Source organism: Providencia sp. SP181 (genome assembly GCF_050446505.1).
GTDB classification, from domain to species: domain Bacteria; phylum Pseudomonadota; class Gammaproteobacteria; order Enterobacterales; family Enterobacteriaceae; genus Providencia; species Providencia vermicola.
In genome coordinates, this window is the sequence record NZ_JBBPXM010000001.1 from 483,575 (window position 1) to 505,860 (window position 22,286).

At 40.6% G+C, this 22,286-nt stretch carries 24 protein-coding genes and 1 other annotated feature; of the genes, 3 read left to right on the forward strand and 21 right to left on the reverse strand.

Features of this window, described 5'->3' with window-relative positions:
• Window positions 1-6 precede the first annotated feature (6 nt).
• The 6 genes from arnD to btuC form a co-directional block, all read right to left on the reverse strand.
• Window positions 7-900: a 4-deoxy-4-formamido-L-arabinose-phosphoundecaprenol deformylase gene (gene arnD / locus AABS66_RS02385; RefSeq protein WP_206084019.1), complete on the reverse strand. Its 894-nt coding sequence runs from the start codon at window positions 898-900 to the stop codon at window positions 7-9.
• Window positions 900-2,885 carry a bifunctional UDP-4-amino-4-deoxy-L-arabinose formyltransferase/UDP-glucuronic acid oxidase ArnA gene (gene arnA / locus AABS66_RS02390; RefSeq protein ID WP_206084018.1) on the reverse strand — a complete coding sequence of 662 codons (1,986 nt, stop codon included), beginning with the start codon at window positions 2,883-2,885 and terminating at the stop codon, window positions 900-902. The genes arnD and arnA overlap by 1 nt, the downstream gene beginning before the upstream one ends.
• A complete protein-coding gene (gene arnC, locus AABS66_RS02395; protein WP_206084017.1) occupies window positions 2,885-3,877 on the reverse strand; it encodes an undecaprenyl-phosphate 4-deoxy-4-formamido-L-arabinose transferase in 993 nt (330 codons plus the stop codon). Before arnC ends, arnA begins: the two co-directional genes overlap by 1 nt.
• On the reverse strand, window positions 3,877-5,022 hold the full coding sequence (arnB, locus tag AABS66_RS02400) for a UDP-4-amino-4-deoxy-L-arabinose aminotransferase (protein WP_206084016.1): 1,146 nt from the start codon (window positions 5,020-5,022) through the stop codon (window positions 3,877-3,879). Before arnB ends, arnC begins: the two co-directional genes overlap by 1 nt.
• Window positions 5,023-5,150: 128 nt before the next feature.
• Window positions 5,151-5,918: a vitamin B12 ABC transporter ATP-binding protein BtuD gene (gene btuD, locus AABS66_RS02405; protein ID WP_206084015.1), complete on the reverse strand. Its 768-nt coding sequence runs from the start codon at window positions 5,916-5,918 to the stop codon at window positions 5,151-5,153.
• Between the two features lie 5 nt (window positions 5,919-5,923).
• Window positions 5,924-6,925 (reverse strand): vitamin B12 ABC transporter permease BtuC, encoded by a 1,002-nt coding sequence (btuC, locus tag AABS66_RS02410; protein ID WP_206084014.1) that lies wholly within the window; start codon window positions 6,923-6,925, stop codon window positions 5,924-5,926.
• A gap of 112 nt (window positions 6,926-7,037) precedes the next feature.
• On the opposite strand from btuC, the gene AABS66_RS02415 reads away from it, so the two are divergent.
• The gene (locus tag AABS66_RS02415; protein WP_430224538.1) at window positions 7,038-8,144 is read left to right on the forward strand and encodes a RhoGAP domain-containing protein; all 1,107 of its coding nucleotides are present in this window, start codon (window positions 7,038-7,040) and stop codon (window positions 8,142-8,144) included.
• 67 nt (window positions 8,145-8,211) lie between these two features.
• On the opposite strand, the gene ihfA is transcribed toward AABS66_RS02415, so the two are convergent.
• From ihfA to fos, 14 genes are all read right to left on the reverse strand, one after another.
• Entirely contained in the window at window positions 8,212-8,508 is a 297-nt protein-coding gene (gene ihfA / locus AABS66_RS02420) for an integration host factor subunit alpha (RefSeq protein ID WP_206084012.1), read from the reverse strand.
• Window positions 8,509-8,512: 4 nt separating this feature from the next.
• The gene (pheT, locus tag AABS66_RS02425; protein WP_430224539.1) at window positions 8,513-10,900 is read right to left on the reverse strand and encodes a phenylalanine--tRNA ligase subunit beta; all 2,388 of its coding nucleotides are present in this window, start codon (window positions 10,898-10,900) and stop codon (window positions 8,513-8,515) included.
• Between the two features lie 14 nt (window positions 10,901-10,914).
• Window positions 10,915-11,898, reverse strand: coding sequence for a phenylalanine--tRNA ligase subunit alpha (gene pheS, locus AABS66_RS02430; RefSeq protein ID WP_048606990.1), 984 nt, complete (start codon window positions 11,896-11,898; stop codon window positions 10,915-10,917).
• 123 nt (window positions 11,899-12,021) lie between these two features.
• Window positions 12,022-12,149 (reverse strand) — a sequence feature (Phe leader region).
• Complete coding sequence (gene pheM, locus AABS66_RS02435) at window positions 12,099-12,143, reverse strand: pheST operon leader peptide PheM (RefSeq protein ID WP_206084394.1); 45 nt, start codon at window positions 12,141-12,143, stop codon at window positions 12,099-12,101. It overlaps the preceding feature by 45 nt.
• A gap of 88 nt (window positions 12,150-12,237) precedes the next feature.
• Window positions 12,238-12,594: a 50S ribosomal protein L20 gene (gene rplT, locus AABS66_RS02440; RefSeq protein ID WP_004263714.1), complete on the reverse strand. Its 357-nt coding sequence runs from the start codon at window positions 12,592-12,594 to the stop codon at window positions 12,238-12,240.
• 45 nt (window positions 12,595-12,639) lie between these two features.
• The gene (gene rpmI / locus AABS66_RS02445; protein WP_004263702.1) at window positions 12,640-12,837 is read right to left on the reverse strand and encodes a 50S ribosomal protein L35; all 198 of its coding nucleotides are present in this window, start codon (window positions 12,835-12,837) and stop codon (window positions 12,640-12,642) included.
• Between the two features lie 95 nt (window positions 12,838-12,932).
• Entirely contained in the window at window positions 12,933-13,472 is a 540-nt protein-coding gene (gene infC, locus AABS66_RS02450) for a translation initiation factor IF-3 (protein WP_206084392.1), read from the reverse strand.
• Between the two features lie 370 nt (window positions 13,473-13,842).
• On the reverse strand, window positions 13,843-14,382 hold the full coding sequence (gene infC, locus AABS66_RS02455) for a translation initiation factor IF-3 (RefSeq protein WP_206084385.1): 540 nt from the start codon (window positions 14,380-14,382) through the stop codon (window positions 13,843-13,845).
• Window positions 14,383-14,385: 3 nt separating this feature from the next.
• Complete coding sequence (thrS, locus tag AABS66_RS02460; protein ID WP_206084009.1) at window positions 14,386-16,314, reverse strand: threonine--tRNA ligase; 1,929 nt, start codon at window positions 16,312-16,314, stop codon at window positions 14,386-14,388.
• A 258-nt stretch (window positions 16,315-16,572) separates the two neighbouring features.
• Complete coding sequence (locus AABS66_RS02465) at window positions 16,573-17,160, reverse strand: hypothetical protein (RefSeq protein WP_206084008.1); 588 nt, start codon at window positions 17,158-17,160, stop codon at window positions 16,573-16,575.
• Between the two features lie 69 nt (window positions 17,161-17,229).
• Window positions 17,230-17,679, reverse strand: coding sequence for a methyltransferase family protein (locus AABS66_RS02470; protein ID WP_206084007.1), 450 nt, complete (start codon window positions 17,677-17,679; stop codon window positions 17,230-17,232).
• 99 nt (window positions 17,680-17,778) lie between these two features.
• Window positions 17,779-18,177 carry a hypothetical protein gene (locus tag AABS66_RS02475; protein WP_206084006.1) on the reverse strand — a complete coding sequence of 133 codons (399 nt, stop codon included), beginning with the start codon at window positions 18,175-18,177 and terminating at the stop codon, window positions 17,779-17,781.
• 149 nt (window positions 18,178-18,326) lie between these two features.
• Window positions 18,327-18,836, reverse strand: a complete 510-nt coding sequence (locus AABS66_RS02480) for a GNAT family N-acetyltransferase (protein WP_206084005.1) — start codon at window positions 18,834-18,836, stop codon at window positions 18,327-18,329.
• Window positions 18,837-18,853: 17 nt separating this feature from the next.
• A complete protein-coding gene (fos, locus tag AABS66_RS02485) occupies window positions 18,854-19,267 on the reverse strand; it encodes a fosfomycin resistance glutathione transferase (protein ID WP_206084004.1) in 414 nt (137 codons plus the stop codon).
• 466 nt (window positions 19,268-19,733) lie between these two features.
• Here fos and AABS66_RS02490 point away from each other — a divergent pair, with 466 nt between their 5' ends.
• Window positions 19,734-20,438 (forward strand): MarC family NAAT transporter, encoded by a 705-nt coding sequence (locus AABS66_RS02490; protein WP_206084003.1) that lies wholly within the window; start codon window positions 19,734-19,736, stop codon window positions 20,436-20,438.
• On the opposite strand, the gene AABS66_RS02495 is transcribed toward AABS66_RS02490, so the two are convergent.
• The gene (locus tag AABS66_RS02495; protein ID WP_206084002.1) at window positions 20,432-21,091 is read right to left on the reverse strand and encodes a transglycosylase SLT domain-containing protein; all 660 of its coding nucleotides are present in this window, start codon (window positions 21,089-21,091) and stop codon (window positions 20,432-20,434) included. The two genes, AABS66_RS02490 and AABS66_RS02495, sit on opposite strands and share 7 nt — an antisense overlap.
• A 283-nt stretch (window positions 21,092-21,374) precedes the next feature.
• Between AABS66_RS02495 and AABS66_RS02500 the strand changes: the two genes are divergently transcribed.
• The gene (locus AABS66_RS02500) at window positions 21,375-22,286 is read left to right on the forward strand and encodes a metal ABC transporter substrate-binding protein (protein ID WP_206084001.1); all 912 of its coding nucleotides are present in this window, start codon (window positions 21,375-21,377) and stop codon (window positions 22,284-22,286) included.

The following is a 22,286-nucleotide window of genomic DNA, read 5'->3' on the forward strand; positions in this document are numbered from 1 at the left end:
GTGTGTTTATTCCTCTTCTTGGCAACCCAGCCAACCTTCACGTCCTGGGAACGGTGCTCTCACCACTCGCCCCTTTGGTAATGAATTCAGATCGTCAGGTAGCAATTCGCTTAATGTACAGAATTGGATTTCTTCTTGTGAAATTCGTTCCAATAATTGTGAAAATTGTTCTGACTTAGACATTCCTTCCACTTCAGTGTGGATAGTATAAACGGGAACACCGCTATCATCTTTAATCGCTTGAAGAATATAATCATTGAATGCTTCGTCAGCAACTACCGTTCCAACGACTTCATCGTAAGTCGGTAATGTGACAGGAATTTGCACCGTCCCTAACGAACCATCACGCAAAATAGGCCTGAAAGGAAATTTCCCACGACAATCGCTGTTATAGTCAAAATTAAACTTTTGTTTAACCTCTAACACACGCTCATCGCCTCGCCAGCCCGCAACCGCAGAGCAGGTAACACGCTGCCCAATTGCGCACTCAAGGGCATCCACACCAAGCTTAACTTGCTCAGCGAGTTGGACCTCACTCCATTTAGCCACTTTGGCTTGCCAGCCTTGATGATCCCATGCATGTAAGCCAACTTCATGGCCTGCATCCAAAGTTTGTTTCATCAAGTAGCCTAAATCTTTAGCAATTTTTTTGCCTGGCCATGCTGTACCCGCTAATAATATATCTAACCCATACAGGGATGCTGCATTAGACCTGAGCATTTTCCACAGAAATTTAGGACGCAAAAGGCGCCATAAATGGCGCCCCATGTTATCGGGTCCTACACTGAAGAAAAAGCTGGCCTGAATGTTGTGCTCTTTAAGCACTTTGAGTAATTGTGGAACCCCTTTTAGCGTACCTTGGTAGGTATCCACATCAATTCTCAAGCCAACTTTTTTCATTAGTCTTTGTTACCTAACTCTTCAACAGCACCCTGTAAGAAGAAATCTAACGTTTCTTCGATAGTATCTTTCATGTCGATAGTCGGAACCCAGTCAAGTAGACGACGCGCGTTCTCAACACTTGGTTTACGGTGCTCGACATCTTGATAGCCTTGGCCGTAGTAGCTGCTGCTTTCAATTTCACGGAAGCCCGCAAACGGAGGGAACTTGCTGCGCTCTGGATGATTTTCAAAGCTTGCTAATAGCATTTCTGCTAGTTCACGAATACTTGCTTCGTTCGTTGGGTTACCGATGTTGATGATTTGCCCATCACATTTGCCGTCTTTGTTTTCGATAATGCGGAACAGTGCTTCGATACCGTCTTTAATATCCGTAAAGCAACGTTTCTGTGCACCACCGTCAACCAATTTGATTGGCGAGCCTTCAACTAAGTTTAAAATCAGCTGAGTAATCGCACGTGAACTACCAATACGTGCAGAGTTTAGGCTGTCTAAACGTGGTCCCATCCAGTTAAACGGACGGAACAAGGTGAACTTCAGGCCTTCTTTCGCACCGTATGCCCAAATAACTCGGTCAAGTAACTGTTTAGAAACAGAGTAAATCCAACGTTGTTTGTTGATTGGACCAACAATCAGGCGGGATTCGTCTTCATCAAACTCTTTATCATCACACATACCGTAAACTTCTGAGGTAGATGGGAAAATAATACGTTTGTTGTATTTCACGCAGTAACGAACTACTTTCAGGTTTTCTTCGAAGTCTAATTCAAAGACACGCAGTGGGTTACGGGTGTATTCGATTGGTGTTGCAATCGCAACCAGTGGAAGAATGACGTCACATTTTTTGATGTGATACTCAATCCACTCTGTGTGAATGCTGACATCGCCTTCAATAAAGTGAAAACGTGGGTTACCAATAAAGCGTTCAATTGCAGATGAGCCAATATCCATACCATAGATATCATAGTTGCCATCTTTTAACAGGCGCTCAGTTAAATGGTTACCGATGAAACCATTCACACCTAAAATCAGTACGCGAGTACGGCGTTTAACTTGTGCAGTTGGTTTAGCACCTACACGGACATCAGTCACGATACCCATTTCGTTTGCAAGGCGGTTACCTTGCATGTAAAGACCCGTTTCGCTTTGACCGCTAACAACTTCAATCGCGCCTTGGCCACAAGCAATACGCAGTGGGTCATTAGACAGTACAGTACCTGCAGCTTTACCTTGGTTGTCATCCAACACGCGAGCGCGCCAAATAATCATTTTACGTGCGCCCAAATATGTGAATGCACCTGGGTATGGCTCAGTCACTGCACGAATTAAGCAGTTAATTTCTTTTGCGCTACGGTTCCAATCGATTTGACCATCTTCTGCAGTACGGCGACCAAAATAAGTCGCTTGGCTTTCATCTTGAGCAACAGCTTTGTAGCTACCCGCTTCAATCAGAGGCAATGTTTTGTCTAATAATGTTTCCGCTGCTTCACGAACTTTAGCGTGTAATGTTAAGCCAGTGTCAGTATCAGTGATTGTGACTTTCTCTTGCGCAATGATGTCACCCGCGTCTGCTTTCGCAACCATTTTATGTAAGGTTACACCCGTTTCGCTTTCACCGTTTAATAATGCCCAATTAATTGGTGCACGACCACGGTATTTCGGCAGTAATGAGCCATGTAGGTTGAAAGCCCCTTTCGGTGCGATTGCTAGTAATTCTTCACTTAACATATCGCGGTAATAGAAAGAGAAAATCACATCAGGTTTCATTTCGCGAATACGTTCAATCCATAATGGGTGGTTGACGTTTTCTGGCGCAAAAACAGGAAGTTCCATATCGGCACTTAGGCGTGCTACGGAAGAGTAAAAATGGTTTTCATTAGGGTCATCAGTGTGTGTAAATACAGCCTGAATATCAAAACCTGCTTTTTCAAGCGCTTTTAGCCCTACGCAGCCAATATCATGATAGGCAAAAACAATAGCTTTCATTAGTCTTCTTCCTGATTTTTGTCGGATTTAAGGTCTGCACCGACGACTTTTTGAATAAAATAACGAGGTCTCGCACGTACATCATTGTAAATTCGACCGATGTATTCGCCCAGTAGACCCATAGCAACAAATTGTGCACCAATAAACATAAATAGCACAGCGAACAGAGTGAATACGCCATCTGCGGCCCACTCTGCACCAAAAATCAAACGTAATGCAATTAATAGTACCGCAAGCAAAAAACCACCTGCTGCAATCACACTACCGACCACACTGAGCAAACGCAGCGGTGCTGTCGTTAAACAAGTCAGTAAGTCATACATTAAATTAATCAGCTTCATAAAGCTGTATTTCGAATCACCAAATTCACGTTCCGCATGCGCCACATCAATTTCGATGGTTCTACGAGCAAATGTATTAGCTAAAATCGGTATAAATGTACTTCTTTCATGGCATTGCAACATCGCCTGAATAATATGGCGACGGTATGCTCGTAACATACAGCCATAATCCCCCATTGAGCGGCCTGTTGCTTTAGTGATCATCGCATTAATCATCTTAGATGCCGTTTTACGGAACCAAGAGTCTTGACGATTAGCACGGCGAGTCCCAACAACATCATAACCTTGCATCGCTGTTTGCACTAAGCGAGGAATTTCTTCTGGTGGGTTTTGTAAATCTGCATCAAGCGTAATGACTAAGTCCCCATCCGCTTGGTTAAACCCAGCCATAATCGCAGAATGCTGCCCATAGTTACGGTTAAGGATAATCGCAATCACATGGTTATCAGGGTTTTCTGCTGCTTGAGTTAACATCGCGGCTGACCGGTCACTACTGCCGTCATCCACTAAAATTAATTCGTAGCTTTGTGTTAATTGCTTGCACGATTTAATCGTGCGTTCAAGTAATTGCGGCAAGCTCTGCTCTTCATTATAGACAGGGATTACCACTGAGACTTTTTTTATCTCATCAAATTCATCTGCGTGTGACACTATTTTGACTCCAAAAGAACTGCTTCTACCGCATTAACAACCCGCTCAACATCTGCATTTGTCATATCAGGGAACAAAGGCAACGAACACAACGTCGCGCTATTCCATGTTGATTCTGGCAGTGTTAATTCAGGATATTTTTCACGGTAATATTTTTGCGTATGTGCTGCACGGAAGTGTAGCCCCGTCCCTATATCATGTGCTTTTAATTTTTCCATGAATGCATCGCGGTCAATACCACAAATATCTTTATCAACACGCACCATAAATAAATGATTGGCATGTAAATGCGGATATTCAGGGACACTGAGCATTTGTAACGGGGAGTTTTTCAGCAATTCGCGGTAATGCGCCGTTAATTCAGCACGACGTTGGTTTAACTGCTCCACACGGGACAGTTGCACAACCGCTATCGCAGCATGAATATCGGATAAGTTATATTTAAAGCCAGGCTCAACAACCTCCGCCTGTGGTTTACGTCCTTGCATTTGTCTATCAAATGCATCAACACCTAAACCATGGAACTTGAGTGTGCGAACACGTTGAGCAAGTTCATCGTCATCAGTGGCAACTAAACCACCTTCTGCACATGTCACATTCTTAATGGCATGAAATGAAAAAATAGATGTACCTTTCTCACCAATCCATTCATTTTTATAGCGTGTACCCACAGCATGAGCAGCATCTTCAATTAGCGCAACACCTGCTTTTTGTGCGATTAAACGCAACGCGTCTAAATCACAAGGTGCCCCCGCATAGTGAACAGGAATAATCGCTTTTGTTTTTGCTGTTAAAGCGTGTTCTACGGCTTCGGGTTGGATCATCAGTGTATCGCGATCGACATCAATCATGACAGGTGTTGCACCGAGCAACTCAATCATATTAATAGTTGAAACCCATGTTTGTGAAGGTGTGATCACTTCATCACCAGGGCCAATACCCAATGCCATCAAAACGACATGCATCCCCGCGGTTGCAGAGGACAATGCAATTGCATGTTTACAGCCATAACGTTGGCAAAAATCTTCTTCTAACTGATGGTTCTGTGGACCTGTGGTAATCCAGCCTGAACGCAGAACCTTTTCAACTGCCTTGACCTCTTCATCACCAATTGCGGGTTTTGAAAATGGTAAGAAATTGCTCATATTGTTTATAGCCTAGTTTTCATTGTGAATAGAATATTCTAGTTAATTGTACTTTAACCGAACCTCAACACCGACAAACATTGCTGCATTATCCCGCATAAAAACGAGTGATTAAAACAACTTTTTGGCTAATCGTCAAAATTTATAATTTGCCATTGTCTATAGGATGTGCTCTGACTTATCTTAATTTCAGTTTTAAAAATGTCAGATAAATTATGTTCCGTCATCACCTCAGCAGGTTTCCCTGAAGCAAATAATTGGCCTTGTTTTAATAGCCAAATTCGCGATGCATTTTTATAAGAATGATTCAGGTCATGCCCACTCATTATAACGGTTCCTTCGCAATCACAAAAATATTTAATCCATTTATCTAGCATCGCCTGTTGAATAATATCCAAATTATTGGTTGGCTCATCAAATAAAATAATTTTCCCTGTTAAGTCTCTATCATCCCAAACTTGTAAAAATGCTGCGCAAACTCTCACTCGTTGCCATTCCCCTCCAGAGAGTTGATAAATGCCTTTATGTAAAAGTGGTGATAATTGAAAATCATCACACAGCCGCACAAAAATATCCGCAGCAACAGGTGTTAATGGCAGAAACAGTTCGAGGTATTGAAAAACTTTTATGATAGGTGCATTGCTCGCAAGCTGAATAAAATAAGCCCTTTGCTTAGCTAACTGAGCAATAGAACAATGGTGAATATTTTCACCATTGAGCCAAATTTCACCTGTGACAGGAAGATAGCCACTTAGCGCAGAAAGTAACGTACTTTTCCCAGCGCCATTGGCCCCTAAAAGATGGATTTGCTCACCTGAAAACACATATTCAGTAAAATTGATTAAGCGGTTTTCTGAGGTAATATTCTTAATATCAATAATTATCTGTGTATTCATTTGATTCACCGCCATTGCTGATGACGAATAAGCAACAGAATAAATATTGGCGCACCCAATGTGGCAGTAATAACGCCAATAGGCACTTCAGCATTCGCAATTAATAACCGTGATAATAAATCAGCTAATAACAGGCCTAATGCCCCAGCGATTGCACAAGCAGGTAACAGTAAACGATGATTGGTTAAACCACTTAATCGTAAAATATGCGGGATCACTAAACCAATAAAGCTAATGGCACCAGCAATAGCAACGCTCAAACCAATTAATACACCACTAATGATAATGAGAATAATACGCCACTTATGTACTGATACACCTAATTGATAAGCTTGTAGCGAGCCCAAAGAAAGGTAATTTAATATTTTACCTTGGCATCCAGCCCACACTAAAAATGGCATACAGGCGACGACTAAACCAAATTGCCGCCAATCAACACCGCTAAAGCTCCCCATCATCCAATATAATAGTTGGCGCAGGTCGAGGTTACTGCTCATATACACCATCCATGTCATACAAGCGCCACTCACGACGCCTAAAGCGACGCCAACCAGTAATAAACTGGCATTATTCAAGTTTTTTCGTTTGGCAAAATAGAGCAATAAGGCCGTGAGCAATAAAGCCCCTGTAATCGCGCTAGCACTCAGTATTCCATAGTGTGTGATGCCTGATGACATTAGTATCGTGAATACGACTGCAACACCAGCGCCATTACTGATCCCCAAGAGACCAGGTTCAGCCAGAGGATTTTCAAATAGAGCCTGCATAATCGCCCCCGTAACCGCGAGCCCTGCCCCTACGACGATTACAGCAAGCATTCTTGGCAATCGTATTTGCCAAACAAACAGCTGTGCGGAGTTATCCATCCATTGATTTGGCCAATACCATATCTCTCCAGCGCTGAGTGAAACTATCGCCACAATACAAAGAGTGAACAACAAGAAAACAATCAAGCGAATGTCTGATTTTTCCTGTTGTTTTTGTAGCTGAAATAAAGAGTAGCTCATCGATAGATTGACTTATTTATTATTAAGTTAAGCAATTATAGCTTTTTATGTAAGAGATAGCACATGAATGAATTTAAACTTATTTTGGCTTTTTAACTTTGGAGTAATGCACATGTCATCTTTAAAAATAAATACGAGTCTAGTACACACTAATAAAGAAAAACCACCTGAGAAGATACAAAATACGTCTTTTATTCACTCACTAAAAAGCGTTAAAAACACAGTAATTCAATCCATTATTTCCACATATCATAAACTCAGATTTATGCTAAAACAGAAATTGGCAAAGATTGAAATTGTAGAGAACCCCGCATATCTTAAAAATACAACAGCAAGCTTACACGTACCTATCAATAACCAATATACTGAAAACTCAGTAAATCAACGTCTTGAGCCACATCATACCAAACAGCATCAAAAGATAGGAAAAGAATTATTAACTCAGCAGCAACCTCAAAGAGCCCAAGAAGCCGAACAAGAAAAGGCTAAATCCAACAATATCAGCTCAAAGAACATTGAATTAATCAAGCAGTATGCTGATATATCAGAGGATGATAAAAAAGATTTTATTAGCATGAACAAAGCCATTTCAGCTTTACAGAGCAACCCAGCATTTATTAAACAAGAAGGTATCTTTAGAAGCAATGGCATTAACTCTAAGATATCTGAGCTCTTATCAAGACTTGCTGATCATCCGACTCTTGGTCAACAGTTAAATACAGAACAGAGTTTTAATCAAAACGAACTTACGGGTGCGATCAAGACATTACGAAACAAAATACTCACCGATCATCCAAAGGAAAAAGACAAACTTGATAAGTTAATTAGTACATACAAAGAATCTATTAATCAGGAAAATGCAACAAAAGAATATGTTGCAAACATGCCCCCTGACAAGCGAGATAAAATTTTACAGATAGCGAAAAACAACGCAGATAAAAGATTACCTAGGTTGCAAGAACTGCCATTACATTTACAAATTTGTATGCCTCTGTTTGTTGAAGTTGCTAAGCATTCACAAGAAAATAAAATGGAACCAATGAATATTGCCATTGCTTTTGGAGGGGGTTTGCACTCAACTAAAAGAACAATTGCTGAAGAAAAAGCGTTCAACAAATTAAACAACGAGCAACAAAAAGAATTGATTAAGCAAGAAACTGCTCATATTGATCTCGCAAATAAACTCCTTATGGAGCTAATTAATAAACAGCTTAAATAGTTTAGGTTTCAATAAAACAAAAGACCGCCTAGGCGGTCTTTTTCTATACCAAATTGAATTGATATGATTACTCTTTTGGCGTTGCTTTTTCCACGCGGCTTTTTAATTTTTGGCCTGGGCGGAAGGTAACAACACGTCGTGCAGTAATTGGAATATCTTCCCCAGTTTTTGGGTTACGTCCGGGACGTTGATTTTTATCACGTAAATCAAAGTTACCGAATCCAGATAATTTTACTTGCTCACCGTTTTCTAAAGAAAGGCGAACCTCTTCAAAGAAGGTTTCGACTAGTTCTTTAGCATCACGTTTGCTAACACCCAATTTTTCAAACACATTTTCTGACATTTCAGCTTTAGTAAGCGCCATAGGTTTAGTCCCTCAAGGAGGCTTGGAATCGCTGTTTTAACGCAGCAACACACAGATCAACGGTAGCGGTAATCTCTTCTTCTTCCATCGTACGCTGGGTATCTTGGAAGACGAGACTGATAGCAAGGCTCTTATAACCCTCCGCTATCCCTTCACCACAATACACATCAAACAAGTTTATGCCAACTATATGATTTATGCCAACTTTTTTACACTCTGCTAAAACTTCTGCAGCAGCTACATTTTCTGGCACGACCACAGCGATGTCACGGCGGTTCGATGGATAGCGTGAAATCGCCTTAGCTTCAGGGATGACACGTTGTGCTATCGCATCACTACGAACCTCAAACACCACCGTACGACCATTTAAATCGAGTTTACGTTCTAATTCTGGGTGAACAACACCAATAAAGCCAATATGTTCATTTTCCAGATAAATCCCAGCACTTTGGCCTGGATGTAACGCAGGATGTGCCTCAGATTTAAATGTAATTTGATTTAGTTTCCCAGTCAATTCAAAAACAGCTTCAAGATCACCTTTTAAATCAAAGAAGTCAACAACTTGTTTATCTAATGACCAATGTTCTTCAAATCTATTGCCCGTGATCACACCTGCAAGCATAGGTTCTTGGCGAATTCCATATTCTGCTTGATTATCAGGAATAAAGCGCAGACCCGTTTCAAATAAACGAATTCGATTCTGCTGACGATTTTGATTATAGACAACCGTCCCCAATAAGCCAGTCCACAGCGACAAACGCATCGCTGACATATCCGCTGAAATTGGGTTTGGTAACAGTAATGCTTCTTGTGCTGGGTGCAATAAAGCCTGAACTTTCGGGTCAACAAAGCTATACGTAATCGCTTCTTGATAGCCACGGTCTACTAACATTGCTTTAAGGCGTTTTAATGGCAAATTGGCTTCTTTATGATTGGTCATAATGAGGTCAGCACGTAATGGCACATCAGGAATACTGTTGTAACCATAAACACGTGCAACTTCCTCGACTAAATCTTCTTCAATTTGCATATCGAAGCGCCAGCTCGGAGCAACAACATCCCATGTATTTTCCGAAGCAGTCACTTTGCATCCTAAGCGAGTTAAAATATCGGTGACTAAATTGTCCTCAATAAAATGACCAATTAAACGGTCTAATTTATGACGAGTCAGTTTGATATTTGCCGCTTTTGGTAAATACTGTTCGCTAGTGACATCGATGATCTCACCCACTTCACCACCACAAATATCTACAATCAACGCTGTTGCACGTTCAATCGCTTTGAATTGCAGTTCTGGGTCTACACCACGCTCAAAGCGGTGTGATGCATCAGTATGTAAGCCATAGTTACGAGCACGGCCAGTAATCGATAGTGGATTAAAGAATGCGCATTCTAATAGGATATTTTTCGTTTCTGTGTTCACACCTGAGTGCTCACCACCGAAAATACCCGCAATACCCAGTGCTTTAGACTCATCCGCAATCACTAGTGTGTCTGATTTTAGCGTAGCTTCATTACCATCAAGCAGAACCAGTTTTTCACCATCTTTCGCCATACGCGCAACGATAGCACCGTCTAAACGGTCTAAATCGTAGGCGTGTTGTGGTTGCCCCATTTCCAGTAAGACATAGTTGGTGATATCAACAACTGCATCAATAGAACGAACACCACCACGGCGCAGTTTCTCTTTCATCCATAACGGCGTTGGTGCAGAAACATCGATATTTTTAATTACACGGCCCACAAAACGCGGACAGGCTTCTGGCGCTTCAACACGAATTGGGAAAGTGTCTTCCGTGGTCACTGGAACTACATTAATTGCAGGTTCTGTTAATTCTAATTTATTGATAACCGCCACATCACGTGCAACCCCTAAAATGCTTAGGCAATCTGCACGATTTGGTGTAATGCTGATTTCAATCGCATTATCATCCAATTTTAAATATTCACGGATATCGGTACCAATGGTTGCATCGAGTGGTAATTCAATGATGCCACTGTGGTCATCTGAAATACCCAGCTCTGAATACGAGCACAACATCCCTTCAGATGGCTCACCACGTAATTTAGCGGCTTTAATTTTAAAGTCACCAGGTAATACTGCGCCGACTGTTGCTACTGCAACTTTTAAGCCTTGGCGGCAGTTCGGGGCACCACAAACAATATCTAATAAACGCTCACCACCCACGTTGACTTTTGTCACGCGCAGTTTGTCTGCATTTGGGTGTTGACCACATTCAACCACTTCACCAACAACAACGCCGTGAAATTGACCAGCTACACCTTCAACGCCATCAACTTCAAGGCCAGCCATAGTAATTTGGTCTGATAATGCTTCGCTACTGATCGCCGGGTTCACCCACTCGCGTAACCAGAGTTCACTGAATTTCATGAGATAAACCCGCCTTATTTAAACTGTTTGAGGAAACGAAGATCATTTTCGAAGAATGCACGCAGGTCAGAAACACCGTAACGTAACATTGTCAGACGTTCCATTCCCATACCGAATGCAAATCCAGAGTAAACTTCTGGATCAATACCCACATTGCGCAATACATTTGGGTGTACCATTCCGCAACCTAATACTTCTAGCCATTTGCCGTTTTTACCCATGACATCAACTTCTGCTGAAGGCTCAGTAAACGGGAAATAAGATGGACGGAAGCGCACTTGAACTTCTTCTTCAAAGAAATTATTCAAGAAATCATGCAGTGTACCTTTTAAGTTGGTAAAGCTAATGTCTTTATCAACTATCAAACCTTCTGTTTGGTGAAACATTGGCGTATGTGTTTGGTCGTAGTCATTACGATAGACGCGACCAGGCGCAATAATACGAATTGGTGGCTGCTGTCCATTCATAGTACGAATTTGCACACCAGAGGTCTGGGTGCGTAGCAGACGTTTTGCATCAAACCAAAACGTATCGTGATCCGCACGTGCTGGGTGATGGGCAGGAATATTTAATGCATCAAAGTTATGATAATCATCTTCGATTTCAGGGCCAGTTTCTACGGAGAAACCTAACTCGCCAAAAAACTCTTCAATTCGCTGAATTGTGCGGGTAACAGGATGTAACCCACCATTTTCCATACGACGCCCAGGTAGTGACACATCAACTTTTTCAGATGCGAGGCGCGCATTAAGGATCTCAGCTTGCATCGCATCCTTACGGGCGTTCAGTGCATCTTGAACCTGTACTTTGGCTTCATTTATCACAGCCCCTGCTGCTGGACGTTCATCAGCAGGCAGATCACGCAACGTTTTCATCTGGAGTGTGAAATGGCCGCTTTTGCCTAAAAATTCAACACGCACTGACTCCAACGTAGCAACATCTTGGGCCTGTTCAATGGCTGCTTTTGCCTGTGCAACCAACTCAGCGAGATGTGGCATTGTTTCCCCTTTATGACCACTTGGTCTTTTTGCTAGTTATTCACTAAATTTATTAAGCTTCACATTCCATTACATAATGGATGAGTACTTAACTGATTTTACTGCATTTAATCTTAAACTAAAAACAAAAAAGCCTCCCTAAGGAGGCTTTAGCGTAACTTTTCGTTTCTTCTTTATTTACGCGAAAAAGCCCCCGAACCTCAGGTGCTAAAGTAAAAAAAGAAACGAAAAATAACAGTGTGCATGTGATATCTTTCCAATAAAATTGTATTTTAAAGTAGTAACACAAATAGCTATAAATGAAAAGAGGAAGTTACCTTCCCCTTTTCAAGCAAACAATTAAGCTAAAGCGCCTTTCGCTTTTTCAACTAAAGCAGTGAATGCTGCTTTATCGAAAACTGCGATGTCTGCTAAAATCTTACGGTCGATTTCAATTGAAGCTTTTTTCAAGCCATTGATGAAACGGCTGTAAGACAGACCGTTCTGACGAGCCGCTGCGTTGATACGCGCGATCCACAGTTGACGGAACTGACGTTTACGTTGACGGCGGTCACGGTAAGCATATTGACCAGCTTTGATTACCGCTTGAAACGCTACGCGGTAAACACGTGAACGTGCACCATAGTAACCTTTCGCCTGTTTCAGAATTTTTTTGTGACGTGCACGTGCGATTACACCACGTTTTGCGCGAGCCATAGCTATCTCCTATCGTCTTTTATCTTAATTAACTAAATTGTCTACTTATGCGTAAGGCAGGCAAGCAACTACCAGACCCAGATCGCCTTTAGATACCATTCCTTTCGGACGTAAATGGCGTTTACGCTTAGTTGACTTTTTAGTCAGGATATGACGAAGGTTTGCATGCTTACGCTTAAAGCCACCGCCTGCAGTTTTTTTAAAGCGCTTTGCTGCGCCACGTACAGTTTTAATCTTTGGCATTTCTTTAATTTCCAACTTCGCATTGTGATTAACTACGAATTAATTAGGCGAATAACAACCATATTGCTATGGATGCGTATTACTTGCAGGCCTAATTATTTCTTCTTCGGTCCCAGCACCATGATCATCTGACGACCTTCAATTCTTGAAGGGAAAGATTCCACAGATGCCAGTTCTTCAAGATCAGCTTTGATGCGGTTAAGCATTTCCAGACCAATCTGTTGGTGAGCCATTTCACGACCACGAAAACGTAGCGTGACTTTTGCTTTATCACCATCTTCCAGAAAGCGAATCAGGTTGCGTAGTTTGACCTGATAATCACCTTCATCTGTACCAGGGCGGAATTTAATTTCCTTCACCTGAACAACTTTTTGTTTCTTTTTCTGCTCTTTTTGAGACTTGCTCTTCTCATAAAGGAATTTGCCGTAGTCCATGATACGACAAACTGGCGGCTCAGCATTTGGACTGATTTCAACGAGGTCTACACCTGCTTCTTCAGCTTTTTCAAGCGCTTCACGCGCGCTCATAATGCCTAACTGTTCACCGTCTAAACCTGTTAAACGGACCTCAGGAACACGGATTTCATCGTTAATACGATTTGGACGTGCTGTTGGGATTCTTTTTCCGCCTTTAATACTTCATTCCTCCAACTGGGTAAAGAGATTTGCATATTCTCTCAAGCAAATACACCCGTTATGTTGTTAAAACTTAACGTGTATACGATATTCTTTGTTTGTCTTGGCTCTATAAGCCGTCGACAATATGATTCGACCGCGGATTTTAATGCTTATTGTCCGATTACTCAAGTAAATCTTGAAATAAATCACGCTAACATATTTGAAAACTTAGCTTTTGCGTAAGATTTTTAATCTTAGGAGGGTCGAGAGTACCAGTTTTATACTCGAAAAAACGCTATGAGCATGCGAAAAATCGCCTCATATTACTAAAAAATACGTTAAACAGCGTTCAAATGAACGCTGTTTAACTATTACCATACTGGCTTAATTATTTTTTCTTTGGTGCCAATACCATGATCATCTGGCGTCCTTCAATTCTTGAAGGGAATGATTCCACTGATGCCAGTTCATCCAGATCAGTTTTGATGCGATTAAGCACTTCCAAACCAATCTGTTGGTGTGCCATTTCACGACCACGAAAACGTAGCGTAACTTTAGCTTTGTCACCATCTTCCAAAAAGCGAATCAAACTACGCAGTTTAACTTGGTAGTCACCTTCGTCTGTTCCTGGACGGAATTTAATTTCCTTCACTTGAACAACTTTTTGTTTTTTCTTTTGTTCTTTCTGAGACTTACTCTTCTCATAAAGATATTTACCGTAGTCCATAATACGGCAAACTGGCGGCTCAGCATTTGGGCTGATTTCGACTAAGTCGACACCCGCTTCTTCTGCTTTAAAGAGTGCTTCACGCACGCTCATGACACCAAGTTGCTCACCGTCTAAACCAGTGACACGGATTTCGGTTGCACGGATCTCTTCGTTGATACGATTAGGACGTGCTGTTGGGAGTTTTTTTCCGCCTTTAATACCTTATTCCTCCATCTGATTGAGTTGACGACTGCGGATCTCTTTTAGCAGTTCAGTCGTGAATTCGTTGACATCAATGCTGCCTAAATCTTTACCACGACGGGTACGTACGGCAACTTTACCTGACTCAACTTCTTTATCACCACAGACTAACATGTAAGGGACACGACGCAGTGTGTGTTCGCGGATCTTAAAGCCGATTTTCTCGTTACGTAAGTCCGCTTTCGCACGAATGCCAACACTTTGCAGCTTGCTTACTAATTCTTGAACATAGTCGGCTTGACCGTCCGTAATGTTCATAACAACCACTTGTTGTGGTGCTAACCATGTAGGGAAGAAACCTGCATACTCTTCAGTTAAAATCCCGATGAAGCGTTCTAATGAACCCAACACTGCACGGTGGATCATAACAGGAACAATGCGCTCATTGTTCTCACCCACATAGGAAGCTGTTAAACGACCTGGTAAGAAAAAGTCTAGCTGAACAGTACCGCATTGCCATGCACGGTCAAGGCAGTCGTACAGTGTAAACTCAATTTTCGGGCCGTAGAATGCACCTTCACCTGGCTGGTATTCAAATTCAATACCTTTTGATTTCAGTGCATTCGCTAAATCTTCCTCTGCCTTATCCCACATCTCATCAGTTCCGATGCGTTTTTCAGGACGAGTTGACAGCTTAACGACGATTTTTTCGAAACCGAACGTCGCATAAACGTCATAAATCATTTCAATACAGCTGGTCACTTCACTTAAGATTTGCTCTTCAGTACAGAAGATATGCGCGTCGTCTTGCGTAAAGCCACGTACACGCATTAAGCCGTGCAGTGCGCCTGATGGCTCATTGCGGTGACAGCTACCAAATTCTGCCATGCGCAGTGGTAAATCACGGTAAGATTTTAAACCTTGGTTGAAAATCTGTACGTGACCTGGGCAGTTCATTGGCTTAACACAATATTCACGGTTTTCAGACGAGGTTGTGAACATCGCATCTTTGTAGTTTTCCCAGTGGCCTGTTTTTTCCCACAGTACACGGTCCATCATAAATGGGCCTTTAACTTCCTGATAGTTATATGCTTTCAGTTTTGTACGTACGAAAGTTTCCAGTTCACGGAAAATTGTCCAACCATCGTTATGCCAGAATGCCATACCTGGCGCTTCTTCTTGCATATGGTATAAGTCTAGTTGTTTACCAATTTTACGGTGGTCACGTTTAGCCGCTTCTTCTAAACGTAATAAATAAGCCGCTAATTGCTTTTTATCAGCCCATGCTGTGCCGTAAATACGTTGCAGCATTTTGTTGTCGCTATTGCCGCGCCAGTAGGCACCAGCCACTTTTTGTAGTTTAAAGTGGTGGCAAAAACGCATATTAGGAACGTGCGGGCCACGGCACATATCCACATATTCTTCGTGATGATATAAACCTGGGCGGTCATCTTGGCTAATGTTTTGGTCCAAGATTTCGACTTTATAGTCTTCGCCGCGAGCGACAAACGTTTCGCGAGCTTCAGCCCAAGAAACTCGTTTTTTCACCACGTCATAATCTGTTTTGGCAAGCTCAAGCATACGCTTTTCAAGCTTTTCCAAATCTTCCTGCGTCAGCATGTGGTCTAAATCGATATCATAGTAAAAACCATTATCGATAGTTGGACCGATAGCCATTTTAGTGTTTGGCCATAATTGTTTGATTGCATGACCCAATAAGTGGGCACAAGAGTGACGAATAATTTCGAGTCCGTCATCATCTTTACTCGTAATAATGGACACGTTTGCATCATGTTCAATCATTTCACATGCATCAACACGCTCACCATTAATACGGCCAGCAATACATGCTTTAGCTAAACCCGCGCCAATATCGCGAGCAACATCCATCACAGAAACAGGATGGTCAAACTGACGCTGACTTCCATCAGGAAGAGTAATAACAGGCATTAAAAAATCCTTATCAGCAGTGGTGACCCACACGCCAGATCACTTGCTTGATTATTCCAAAGTTTATAAATCAATACGTTACTAACGATTTCTCGCTTCACTGTGCGAGATATGTACACAATTATAGATAATTTAAGACAACATAAATTGATACATCGCTAGTTACTCAACTATCAATGATAACACAGACATATTTTATGGCGATAGCGCAAAGCCGTTTATTGTGCCTCAATATATGAAGAATCAACACCTTCCCGATTAAATGGCGAATAAACTCTCCAAGGCAGGAATTCGTTTTCCTTTTTTCATGAATGAAAGGCGATACCAATGCGATCCACTAGGCGCGACTAATTCTTCAGTAATAATCTTATTTTGTTTCATCGCAATGAAGTTTTGGATGGTATTCCATAACGAATACAAAATATATGCTTCAAACATTAAAGCGAATACCTGCACATAAATATTATTCACAAAATAGATTTGCTGAAAAATATACACACAGAAAAAAGCTTGAATCAGCCCTCTTAAAATAAGTGCTTTACTAAAGAATGATTGACCTTGCTGTAAAATTGCAAAACAAGGGTTCGCTAAAGACTGTCTTTTTTCCTCAACAGGAATACCTTGGATATAAATCATCCAATCAGATACATCACTATTTTTTAAAACAATCCCCTTTTCTTTCATTGCATGGATTTTAAAAGAAACGACTACAGCCCATACCACCCCGATAGCCAGTAAGTATACAATAAACCCACTAACTGAAAAAAAAACCAAAAAAAGACTTATCACAATCAAACACGCTAACTTTGCAGAATTAATCCAAAGTGGCGCAACTTGGTAGTTCATTGAAATTCCTAATTATCATAAAAAAACAATGATTCATCATAATTGAGAAAATGTCTCATTAACATTAATTTATAACCAACGTCGAGTCTGTTTGCGATAACGTTCCCATTCTTCACTGAATGTGACAGATAAAAAACGTTCTTCTTGCGGGATGGTGTATAAATCTGTCATTAGCCAGAAGACTAATCCAGAAACCAAAAAGTAAGGTGAGTGTGTAAAAAATGCCAACGCTAAGCTCATGGAAGTAAACGCTAAATACATTGGATTTCGAGATAGTCGATAGGGGCCATTAGTGACAAGGTGCGTTGCTTGAACACTTGGATTTGGTGAGGTCTTATGTTTATAAAAATAAAATAAACTCGTCGCGACCCAGCTAGCACTTTCAAAAGCAACTAAAATGCCAAGTATTCCCATCCAACCTGAAAATTGCCAAATTAATGCATCCTGTTTGAATAGAAAATAAATGGCCACACCATTTGCGATTAGCCAGTTTAACAATGGATATTTTAAAATTCTCATTATGCACCTTAAACTCTAAATGAGGTTAATTAGCATACCATAAAACAGCGAGGAAACTTTGTGGTGTCTATTGTGAAGTGGAAGAATGGACTCAAAAAACTAATTATTGTGCCCTAATGAGAACACACTTTTTAAGCCTTCTAATTTGCTGTATTCCTGTTGGCATACTAAATTACGGACATCCGCAGGCATTGAGTCTATCCTCACCTGTATATTGGCTAATTGCTCATCTAGGCTATTCATACCTTTTATATCCACAATATCCTGATTCACTTTCAGATAGTTAGCGAAACTCTGTAAGTTATTTTCCAAACTATCACAAACATTATTACTGACAAGTCCTTGAGGCAATACAGAACTTAACGATGCAGGGATTACTTGTGACAAACTAGGATAAATGTTTTCTTTCCATTGCTGGGGAAAAACAATGAGCATTATTGCGATAGCTAAAATAAATAACATTGATGCCCCAGCAAACGTCGCTATCAGCTTTTTCATACTCATTCCTACTGTTCAAAATAACTTGAACATAGGATATACAATTGTGCGTAAAGCAATTTTTAAAATTAAAAATACTTTGTAAAGAAAACTCTAGCGACTTTCGGCTATTTAAAGAAACATCATCATTGGAATTTATTCAGTGTGCTTTAAACCAGCAGCTTATAAAAAAATGTCGTCCCTTCAAATCGACCTTGTGAATTAACCACAAAATTTGGAATTTCACCAACCTCTTTATACCCTTGTTTTCGGTATAAAACAGATGCAACATCCTGACTACGAGTATCTAATACTAATAATGTACGATTATTTTTCAGTGCTATTTTCTCAACAACATTAAGTAATTGAGTCGCAATTCCTTGTTGACGAAATTGACTATGAACCATTAATTTTTCAACATCCGCACGGTGTAGCCCATTAGCCTTTAGGCATAACGCAATTTGTACGGCGCCCACAATTTTATCATCATTAATACATGCTATAAGAAAGCGTTTTTGTTGCACTAAATCTGGCTTTATTTGCTGCCAATAACCCGAGGCTTCATCAATAGATAAAGGGGCGAGAAAGCCCACAGAAGCACCATGTTCTACACTATCAATTAATAACGAAGCAAGCTGCTGTTCATAGTTATCAAGTGAAGTAATTGTAACGATTTCCATATTCACCTCATTATTGATTAATAAAATTCCATACCGTCATAAGGTGAACTCTGGCAACTTTTTAAGCGTTGAGTTAAATCACCTACATGCAACTCTAATTTGTGCCCATCTGGATCGAGAAAATAAAAAGAATCCCCTTCACTCTTATTTTCCTTCCACACCACAACTTCGTTCTCTTTTAGCTTATTGACGAGTAGAGCGAAATTGCTCTCTGATATGGAAAATGCATAGTGAGTGTAATCTGTTTCACTCGGCGCTAAGTGTTGGCGTGATATATCGACAGACAAGCACAACCATAAATCACCACAAGAAATATACGCTCCATGTTTCCACTTAGCGTGTAGTTTCATCCCTAATAACGATTGATAAAAATAAATGCTTCTTATTATGTCACTCACGGCCAAGGTTAAATGATTAATCCCATTTAGCATATTATTTCTCTCTTTTTATATACTTTAAAAATATCTTTTAATGAATTTACATAAATTATCAGTACATCACATTGCAGAAGGTATACTCAATAACACATCGACATTAGATAACCTGTTAATAGATGCCCTTGACCTTTTTATGACCCCCCATAAGAAGGTTTTTTTTTGCCTATCAAAATTGCATACTTTTAGCACAAGCAGCTATCCAATTGTAAGTTAAGTATTTATCTTGGTTATTCACAAACGAATGCGGCAGTTATCCACAGTAAATGTGAACAACTTCAACCTCCCCCTGATTCTTTATAATAGTAAGCACTTATTCTGAATATTCATTGCATTAATTCCTATTCAATAATAAAACATTAACCTAATTAAAAATGCTAAGATACAGATCTATAACAATTTTCGTTATTATTTAGGATAAGGAAAATTACTTACATTTATCAGGAGATTGAATTTAATTACTATGACAAATTTCCTAGAACTCTTTCAAGCTGTTGGTATTGGCCTTGTTTTGCTTCTCCCCCTTGCTAATCCATTAACAGCAATTGCAGTTATGCTCAGCATCTCAGCAAACATGACCAAAGAGCAACGCAACCACCAAGCTTTTCTCGCCTCAATTTATGTTTTTGCCATCATGACCATTGCTTTTTATGCGGGTCAACTTGTGATGAATACATTTGGTATATCAATACCAGGTTTACGTATTGCTGGTGGGTTAATTGTTGCTTTTATTGGTTTTGGGATGTTATTTCCTAATAGTGATCCATCAGATGATTCACCGACAACCCCATTAGATGACCCCAGTGTTCCCAAAAAACGCCAAGAATCCCCCAATATTGCCTTTGTTCCCTTGGCTATGCCAAGTACAGCGGGGCCTGGTACCATTGCGATGATCATCAGTTCAACTGCGTCGCTGCAAGGAAACGTAACCTTTGCGCCTTGGGTGCTTAAAGTCGCCCCCGTCATTACCTTTCTTTTAGCCAGTTTAATTGTGTGGATTGGTTTGCGAGGGGCAACGTCAATTATGAGATGGTTAGGAAATAGTGGTATTGATGCGATTGCTCGCGTAATGGGTTTTTTATTAATTTGTATGGGAGTGCAATTTGTCATCAACGGGATTGTTGAAATTATCGCGCAGCTCCCACACTTACTCACAGAATATCAATAAGACATCGCTAAAGCATTGTAGGCATTTTTCACTTTCCACAAATATCGTGGTGCCTGCGGTGCTGGGTGCTTAGATTGTACATGCTGATAAAATTCTTCAGGCGATAAATTATTAATCATCGCGATCGCCCGACCTTTATCATTATCAAAGGTTCTTAGTAATGCCCCAGCGCCATTGACGTATGCAACAACAGTTGCATAATACAACGTTTGCGGATGATTGATCCCAGCAAGGTGCTGATCCCTTAAAATTCGAATATAAGCTGTGCCGATATCGATATTTTTTTGCGGGTCTTTCAAATCATTGGAACTTGGTTCCCCTGATTTGCCTTGGAAACGATAAGCATCACGCCCTGCTGTCGAGGCTTTAATTTGCATAAGACCAATTGCATTTGATTTACTCACCACTTCTGGCCTAAAGTTTGATTCAACCTCAATGATTGCCCTAATAAGCGTTTCATCGACGCTATAACGGGAAGCAGAGTCACGAATAAATTCATCAAAAGGCGTACGTGGAAACGTGGTATTTTGTGCCGTTGTTGGCAGCGTATTACGATTGTCCAACATCCGCGTTTTTGTTGTTTGCCTATCAGGCTCGCTAGAGCAACCGGCAAGTAGCAGTAGCACAAAAGTACCGCTGATTATTTTTTTCACTGTTGTATCCTCTGCTATCAAAGCCACTGGGAGAATAACTAATCCCAAGAAAAATAAAATAATTTTTACTTAACTTTTACTTCAGGACGTGTTTTAGTCATACAAAATAACAGTAGGAAATCAAAACCCATAATAACTATAGATGTAATTCCCCATTTTTTATGTTTATTTTTACAAATGATATTGATAATCATTATCAACTAAGTTATAAAGTATAATTGTTATCAACCTTAACAACTATACTGTTAAAAATGCTAAGTCTATAATGTCAGGGTCAACTTTTATGAAGAAGAACTTATCTCGATTATCCGCACCTTTACTTACCACTGTATTTGCGCTCGCGGCAATGCTCTTTGTGAGTCAACCCGCCTTTGCTAAAAAATTTAAAGTGGTCACCACATTTACCATTATACAAGATATCGCTCAAAATGTAGCCGGAGATGCCGCTGTTGTCGAATCAATTACAAAACCTGGCGCTGAAATCCATGGCTATCAACCCACACCTAAAGATATTATGAAGGCCTATGATGCCGATTTAATCTTATGGAATGGCATGAATTTAGAGGTTTGGTTCCAACGTTTCTTTGAAAACCTTAACAATGTTCCCGCTGTTATTGTGACCGAAGGGATTGAGCCAATGCCTATTCGTGAAGGGGAATACAAAGATAATCCAAACCCACATGCTTGGATGTCTCCTGCAAATGCCAAGATTTACATCGAAAACATTCGTCAAGCCTTGGTCAAGTATGACCCTGAAAATGCTGAAACCTACAATACAAATGCCAAAAACTACACGCAACAAATTGAAGCCCTTGATGCACCACTGCGTGAACGTTTAAACCGCATTCCTGAAAATGAACGCTGGTTAGTATCCAGTGAAGGCGCATTTAGCTACCTGACGAAAGATTACGGCTTTAAAGAAGTCTATTTGTGGCCAATCAATGCGGAAGAGCAAGGTACTCCTCTACAAGTTAAAAAAGTGATTGATACTGTTCGTCAATATAATATCCCTGTTGTATTTAGCGAAAGCACAATTTCTGACAAACCCGCTCGCCAAGTCAGCAAAGAAACAGGGGCTAAATATGGTGGTATCTTATATGTAGATTCACTTTCCACCGCTGATGGCCCAGTACCAACTTATATCGACCTGTTAAAAACCACTGTAGACACGATAGCTAAAGGATTTTCACAGTAA